The following is a 6941-nucleotide window of genomic DNA, read 5'->3' on the forward strand; positions in this document are numbered from 1 at the left end:
GCACGGCATCGGCAGGTTCACGACACCCGCCGATGCCCGTTGCGCGGCCCGGTCCCTTTCTGCTGCCCCTGAACCACGATTCCCCGGTTCTGATTTATTCATATCAATCAGTAGTCCAATCAAAAATATCCGATCCGATCGGAAACATGTGAGGAGCACTTTGGAGATGACGAAAAAGACCCTACTGGTACTTGCGGCGGCCTGCACGATTCCGGCTGCGGCGTTTGCACAGAGCAGCGTGACGATGTTCGGGCTGATGGATGCCGGCATCAGCTATGTCAGCAACCAGAGCGGCCACGGCGCCGCGAAATTCGACGACAACATCTTCTTTCCGAACCTGCTCGGCTTCGAGGCCAAGGAAGATCTCGGCGCGGGCACGCGCGCGATCTTCCGGCTCGTGAACCAGTACTCGCTCGGCAACGGCTCGATCATCGGCGGCGGGTTGTTCGCGCGCACGGCCTACGTCGGGCTGCAGAACGACCGGTACGGCACGCTGACGCTCGGCAACCAGTACGAGTTCATGGTCGATTCGCTGGCCGCGAGCGGCAACGAGATCGCACAGGATCTCGTCGGCCTGTACGGCTTTCGCAACGGGCCGTTCGACAAGCTCGCGCTGCCGAACAACCCGACCGGCGCATTCGACTGGGACCGCGTCGCCGGCAGCAATCGCGTCGCGAATTCGGTCAAGTACACGAGCCCGTCGCTGTCGGGCCTCACCTTCGGCGCGCTGTACGGCTTCGGCAACGTCGCCGGGTCGGTCGGCGCGAACAACACGGTCAGCGTCGGCGCGAGCTACGACAACGGCCCGTTCGGCGCAGGCGCGGCCTATACGAACCAGAAATACGGCGCGGCCGGCGGATTGCCGCCGACCAGCGTGCGCAACTGGGGCGCGGGCGTGCACTACACGGTCGGCACGGTCACGGGGAAGGCGCTTTTCACGACCGTACGCAACGCGCGGAACGGCGCGGGTGCGTGGTCGGCCGAAGCCGGTGCGACGTGGCGGCCGTCGCCGGTATGGGTAATCGGCGCGAGCTACACGTACATGTTGGGTAATGACGCGCTCGACAACGCGCATGCGCATCAATTCCTGGCCGCAGTCGAGTACTGGCTGTCGAAACGCACGATGGTGTACGTCGCCGGCGTGCATCAGCGCACCGGCCACGGCAGCAACGCGCAGATCAACGGCGTGATGGACGCGAACGGTGCATCGAGCGGCGCACTGCAGTCGATTGCGCGGATCGGGTTCAGTACGCGGTTCTGACGGCGAAAAACAGGCGCCGGCCGCGGTATCGCGGCCGATGCCGGCGTCGATACGCGGGACGCGGCGCAGCGCCTTCGCGAGATCGTCGAAGCGGCGCATGCATCGGGAATAAATCCGGCGCGGCACCGGTACATCAGGTGTCGCCACGCCGTTCGCCGCACCGGACGCGCGGGTGCGCGGCACCCCACCCGAATCAGCGAGATCGCTCATGTCACAGCCCAACCACACCGCCTACGCACGCTTCGCGATCGCCATGCATTGGTCGATCGCGATCCTGATCCTGTTGAACCTGTCGATTGGGCTCTACATGGATACGTATCCGCACAACTCGTCGCAGTTCAACGGCATCCTGTTCTATCACGCGTCGATCGGCAGCCTGATCTTCATGCTGACCGTGCCGCGCCTCGTCTGGCGCGCGACGCACACGCCGCCGCCGCTGCCGGACAGCGTTCCGGCCTGGCAGGCGCGGATCGCCGGCGCGTTGCACGGCGTGCTGTACCTGCTGCTGTTTCTCGTGCCGCTGACCGGCTACGTGCATCGCCTCGCAGGCGCACACGCGGTCAGCTTCTTCGGCCTCACGGAACTGCCGGTGCTCGTCGGTCGCGACGAACCGTTGCGACTCCTGACGGATACGCTGCATCGCGCGCTGGTGCTGACGCTCGGCCTGCTGCTGGCCCTGCACGTCGGCGCCGCAGTGAAGCACAAGTTCGTCGATCGCGACGGCGTGGCGGAACGGATGGGGATCTGAAGGAAACGGGAACACGCGCCGGTACGCGGCGCGTCCTTCATCGGCCACTCACCGCGAACCGCAGCGATTCCGGCGGACGATCTCGGGGTCGAAGCTCGCATGCCCAGGCGAAATCCGCATCATCACCAGTTTCGCCTCGCCGCCCGGTGTCGACCACAGGCTTATCTGCGTCAGGTCGATGCCGTTCGACGACTTCAGCCAGCGCACCATGCGGACCTGATCCGGGAAGCAGGTCGTCGCGCCTTCGTTGTCCTCGACGATGGTCCCGTACGCTTTCAGCGTCGCACGCATCGCGTCGACAGCCTGCGTTCGTGACACGGTGGCGTGCATCGCGTCAGCCGCATCGTCGTAGATCGCGTCGAACGCCTGCGTGTTGAAGCGTTGCACGGCCAACGCTTCCGCCCGAAGCGCGGCCTGCCGGTTGTCGGCGTAGTAGCCGAAATGAATGCGCGCGCCGAGCGCGAACAATGCGACGCCCGTCAGCGCGACCAGCGCCAGTGCGACCTTCCATGTACGGCGCGCGGCTTTGGATCCCATGGTCGGTGACCTCTTACGCGATATCGGCGACATCGTGCATGTCAAGCCGTTCAGCATCGGTTGTCAATCCGCGCGAATCCTCGATGCGTTGCCGGGCCTCGGCGACGATACGCAGCGATTCGCGGACGAATCCGTCATCCGTCGTCGCTTCGAGAAGCAGCGCATCGGCGCGTTGACGCCGGTCTTGGCGGGGATTGTGCGGCAGGATGAACGTCATTCGAATTTTCCAAGGCGCGAAAAACGAGAGCCGCGTCCAGCGGCTTTTCGAACCGCCTCTGAAGCGCGCTCGCCCGGGCGAGCGGGCCGATTGTCGCCACTGCGTGCGCGGACCACAACACGCCGGCAGGGAAATTGACCATTGTTGACATGGGCTGCGACGCGCGAGGTCATCGCGCGATGCACGGCATCGCCCATCCCACCCCCATCCAACCCCAAATAAATCCCCTTGACGCCCTATCTTTCGATATATATCTTTAGATATGTTTTTCGACATATAGGACAGGATCATGCGACACAATCACTTCCGCGGCCATGACCGTTGCGACGGTCATGGTGCGCATGCCCGCCCCGACTGGTTCGCCGGTCTCTGGCACGCGATCGGCCGCCACCGTCGCGGCCACGACATGTTCGGTGGCGGCCCGTTCGGCGGCCGGGGCGGGCGCGGCGGCTTTGGCGATTTCGGCGACGACGGCATGCCGCGCGGCCGCCAGTTCAGCTCCGACGATCTCCAGTTGCTGCTGCTCGCGCTGGTCGCCGAGCAGCCGAGCCACGGCTACGAGCTGATCAAGGCGCTCGACACGCGTTCGAACGGTTTCTACAGCCCGAGCCCCGGCATGGTGTATCCGGCACTCACGTATCTGGAAGAAGTCGGCTTCGTCGCGTCGCAGGCGGAAGGCAACCGCAAGCGCTATGCGCTGACCGACGCCGGCCGCGCGCATCTCGATGCGCAGCGCGAACGCGTCGACACGCTGTTCGCCCGCCTCACGCACCTCGCCCGCAAGATGGAGTTCATGCGCCGCGCGTTCGCCGGGGAATCGGCAGGCAACGAAGCACCGGACGAATCGCAGGCCGGCTGGCTGCCGGAGTTCGTCGAGGCGCGCGTCGCGCTCAAGCGCGCGCTGCTGCACAAGAGCGCCGCCGATGCCGACGAACAACGCCGCATCGCGGCCATCATGCGCCGCGCGACGGCCGAAATCGAAGGCGGCTCCGGCGCGTGATTCGCGCGGCCCCGTCAAACCTCAAGGAGAACGGATCGATGCAGAACACATCCGAGCGCACCGTGACCCGCGTGCGCCATACCCTCAAGTTCCGCCTGCTGCAGGTCCTGCGTGTGCATGCCGTGACACCGCACCTGCTGCGCGTCACGCTCGGCGGCCCCGATCTCGCGGATTTCGAATCCGCGTCGTTCGACGATCACGTGAAGGTGTTTTTCCCGCCGCCCGGCACCGAACGGCCCGCGATGCCGACGCTCGGCGCGAACGGCCCCGAGTTTCCGGAAGGCGAGCCGAAGCCGGTCGCGCGCGACTTCACGCCGCGCCGCTTCGACCGCGCCGCCTGCGAACTCGATCTGGAATTCGTGCTGAACCATCCGGGCCCCGCGTCGCAGTGGGCGGCACAGGCACGGGTCGGCCAATGGCTCGGCATCGGCGGCCCGCGCGGTTCGTTCGTCGTCCCGACCGGTTTCGACTGGCATCTGCTGATCGGCGACGATACGGCGCTACCGGCCGTCGCGCGGCGTCTCGAGGAGTTGCCGGCCGGTGCGCGTGCGGCCGTCGTGCTGGAAGTGGCCGATCGTGCCGCGCAGATCGCGTTCGACACGCGCGCCGACGTGCATGAAGTCTGGCGCTTCCGCGCCGAAGCCGACGCGGCAGAGGGCGATGCGCTGCTGAATGCCGTCCGCGACCTGCCGTTGCCGCCGTCCGGCGACGGCTACGTGTGGGCGGCCGGCGAAGCGCTGTCGATGCGTGCGGTCCGCCAGCACCTGACCGGCGAGCGCGGCGTCGACAAATCGCGCATCCGCGCGGCGGCCTACTGGAAGCGCGGCGCGGCGGCCGTGCACGAAACGCTGGAAGACTGACGGATACGGACGCCCGATATAGGCGTGCCCGGCAACGGGCGCCCGGTCGACCGGCGGATGACACAATCGTGGCGTCCGCGCACCAGCGGGCTTGGCATCGGCATCGCGGCTGGTATATATCTGTGTGTGCGACGCCGCTGTCGGGCGACAGCCGCCGCAGCCCGCCCAGGAGCGCCCGGTCATGACAAAAGAAAGCCACGCTTCGCCTTTCCTTCGCAACCTGAAGATCGTCGGCTATTGCGGCCTCGCCGCGGTGGTACTCGCACTGTTCGTCGCGATGTGCGCGATCCTGAAGGAAAGCGCCCTCGATCGCGATGCCGCTCAGCACCCGACCGATACGGCTGAACTGCACGATGCGGGCGGCGGCCCGTCCGCATCGGCCGAATCGGCCAAGACACCCGGCTGACGGCGTCCTGCCCGATTGCCTTTCACTCAGGGCGCGTGCCGGCGCCCCATCACGACCGCGTGCACCGAATCGCCGATCCGTTCGAGCAGCACGATCACGCGTTGCCCGTACAGGTGCGCGGCCAGCGCGCCGGCCGTGCCGACCAGCACGCCGCCCGCCATGTCGAACGGCCAGTGCACGCCCGCATAGATGCGCCCCCACGCAATCGCCACGGCCAGCGCGGCCATCACGAACCCGGTCACGCGAGTCGTGCCGCCGAGCATCAGGCCGACCGCCATGCTCCACGCGAACGTCATGTGATCGCTCGGAAACGAGCTGTCCGGCGCGTGCGGAATCAGTTGCGTGCCGACGCCGGCCATGAACGGCCGCGGCGAGAACCAGAAATGCCCGATCACTTGCGCGAGCACGAGCGCCACGCATACGCCGACGCCGGCTTCGATCGCCTGGCGTCGTGTCGGGCGCGCACCGAAGATCCAGGTCAGCAGCAGCATCGCCGGCAGTGCATAGACGAGCCAGTCGGCGGCGAAGATGGCGAGTCGGGCGACGCCCGGCTGCGGCGCAACCCCGGCGTTGATGGCGGAAAAGAGGGTGAGATTGAGGTTCTGCATGAATCCGGTTGCGTGGGGCGTAAAAAATCGACCGGTTGCCCGGCCTGATACGAACGATGCTAGGGCGCGCCCGCTTAAGCGATGCTTAATACGGCGGTGGCAGCCGCCGCCGCGGCCGGCGAAGCCCGCTGCGGCGAACGCACTTAGAGCCTGCACTGCAACACAAGTTCACACAATTGTCATATTCCCGCGCGACTGTCTCCCGTAAAGACTCACCTTTTTCACATCGTGGCGTCATCGACGCGTGCGACCATCGGGCCGCCGGGCGCCCTCCGTGCCGTTTGCATCGTTCATCTCAATATTTACGCCGCAAATTATTCGAAATCGGCAACAATTAATTCCATATGCGGCATCGCACAACGGCAACGCACAGGCATACGATTACGAGCACTCATCCACGAAGCGATCAACAACAAGGAGTCCGCATGAAAGCCAGCGATGTCCGATCGAAAGCGTTTGCGATGCCGTTGACCAGCCCTGCCTTCCCGATGGGCCCGTACCGTTTCGTCGATCGTGAGTTTCTGATCATCACGTATCGCACCGATCCGGATCGTCTCCGTGAAATTGTCCCCGAGCCGCTGCAGGTCACCGAGCCGCTCGTGCATTACGAATTCATTCGCATGGCCGATTCGACCGGCTTCGGCGACTACACCGAAAGCGGCCAGGTCATCCCCGTCGAATACAACGGCCAGCCGGGCGGCTATACGCTCGCGATGTATCTCGACGATCACCCGCCGATCGCCGGCGGCCGCGAGCTGTGGGGCTTCCCGAAGAAGCTCGCGTCGCCCACGCTGCACGTGAACACCGATCACATCCTCGGCACGCTCGACTACGGCAAGGTGCGCGTCGCCACCGGCACGATGGGCTACAAGCACAAGGAGCTCGACATCGACGAGCAGACGAAGCGTCTCGCCGGCCCCAATTTCCTGCTGAAGATCATCCCGCACGTCGACGGCACCGCGCGCGTGTGCGAACTGGTGCGCTATTACATGCAGGACATCAAGATGAAGGGCGCGTGGACGGGCCCGGCGTCGCTCGAACTGGCGCCGCACGCACTGGCGCCGGTGGCCGACCTGCCCGTGCTCGAAATCGTCGAAGCCCGGCACCTGGTCGCAGATTTGACGCTGGGCCTCGGCGAAGTCGTCTACGATTATCTGGCTCAATAACACGTCCGCTGTCCTTTCTCCCTGTCAATCCTTTCACCACGGGAATTCGAACATGAGCAACCTGAATGGCAAGACCGCAGTCGTCACGGGCGCCGCGAGCGGCATCGGCAAGGAAATCGCACTCGAGCTCGCCAAGGC

9 protein-coding genes and 1 pseudogene are annotated in these 6941 nt (G+C 65.6%); 7 read left to right on the top strand and 3 right to left on the bottom strand.

Features of this window, described 5'->3' with window-relative positions; genetic code table 11:
* The first annotated feature begins 166 nt into the window (after nucleotides 1-166).
* Complete coding sequence (locus DIE03_RS35520) at nucleotides 167-1261, top strand: porin (RefSeq protein ID WP_124456763.1); 1095 nt, start codon at nucleotides 167-169, stop codon at nucleotides 1259-1261.
* 208 nt (nucleotides 1262-1469) lie between these two features.
* Nucleotides 1470-2009, top strand: a complete 540-nt coding sequence (locus DIE03_RS35525) for a cytochrome b (RefSeq protein WP_124456764.1) — start codon at nucleotides 1470-1472, stop codon at nucleotides 2007-2009.
* Nucleotides 2010-2057: 48 nt separating this feature from the next.
* On the opposite strand, the gene DIE03_RS35530 is transcribed toward DIE03_RS35525, so the two are convergent.
* Nucleotides 2058-2546 (bottom strand): hypothetical protein, encoded by a 489-nt coding sequence (locus DIE03_RS35530; protein ID WP_124456765.1) that lies wholly within the window; start codon nucleotides 2544-2546, stop codon nucleotides 2058-2060.
* A 13-nt stretch (nucleotides 2547-2559) separates the two neighbouring features.
* Nucleotides 2560-2763 (bottom strand): hypothetical protein, encoded by a 204-nt coding sequence (locus DIE03_RS35535; protein ID WP_124456766.1) that lies wholly within the window; start codon nucleotides 2761-2763, stop codon nucleotides 2560-2562.
* Nucleotides 2764-3052: 289 nt separating this feature from the next.
* Between DIE03_RS35535 and DIE03_RS35540 the strand changes: the two genes are divergently transcribed.
* From DIE03_RS35540 to DIE03_RS35550, 3 genes are all read left to right on the top strand, one after another.
* A complete protein-coding gene (locus DIE03_RS35540; protein ID WP_124456767.1) occupies nucleotides 3053-3763 on the top strand; it encodes a PadR family transcriptional regulator in 711 nt (236 codons plus the stop codon).
* Between the two features lie 38 nt (nucleotides 3764-3801).
* Complete coding sequence (locus DIE03_RS35545; RefSeq protein WP_124456768.1) at nucleotides 3802-4623, top strand: siderophore-interacting protein; 822 nt, start codon at nucleotides 3802-3804, stop codon at nucleotides 4621-4623.
* Between the two features lie 181 nt (nucleotides 4624-4804).
* Entirely contained in the window at nucleotides 4805-5029 is a 225-nt protein-coding gene (locus tag DIE03_RS35550; protein ID WP_124456769.1) for a hypothetical protein, read from the top strand.
* Nucleotides 5030-5055: 26 nt separating this feature from the next.
* Here the strand turns inward: DIE03_RS35550 and DIE03_RS35555 are convergent, their stop codons facing one another.
* The gene (locus DIE03_RS35555) at nucleotides 5056-5637 is read right to left on the bottom strand and encodes an undecaprenyl-diphosphatase (protein ID WP_124456770.1); all 582 of its coding nucleotides are present in this window, start codon (nucleotides 5635-5637) and stop codon (nucleotides 5056-5058) included.
* A gap of 425 nt (nucleotides 5638-6062) precedes the next feature.
* On the opposite strand from DIE03_RS35555, the gene DIE03_RS35565 reads away from it, so the two are divergent.
* Both DIE03_RS35565 and DIE03_RS35570 read left to right on the top strand, forming a co-directional pair.
* Nucleotides 6063-6803 carry an acetoacetate decarboxylase gene (locus tag DIE03_RS35565; protein ID WP_124456771.1) on the top strand — a complete coding sequence of 247 codons (741 nt, stop codon included), beginning with the start codon at nucleotides 6063-6065 and terminating at the stop codon, nucleotides 6801-6803.
* 52 nt (nucleotides 6804-6855) lie between these two features.
* Nucleotides 6856-6941 (top strand): annotated as a pseudogene (locus DIE03_RS35570) (3-hydroxybutyrate dehydrogenase); the annotation flags it as partial.

The sequence above is a fragment of the Burkholderia sp. Bp8992 genome (assembly GCF_003853705.1).
GTDB lineage: Bacteria > Pseudomonadota > Gammaproteobacteria > Burkholderiales > Burkholderiaceae > Burkholderia.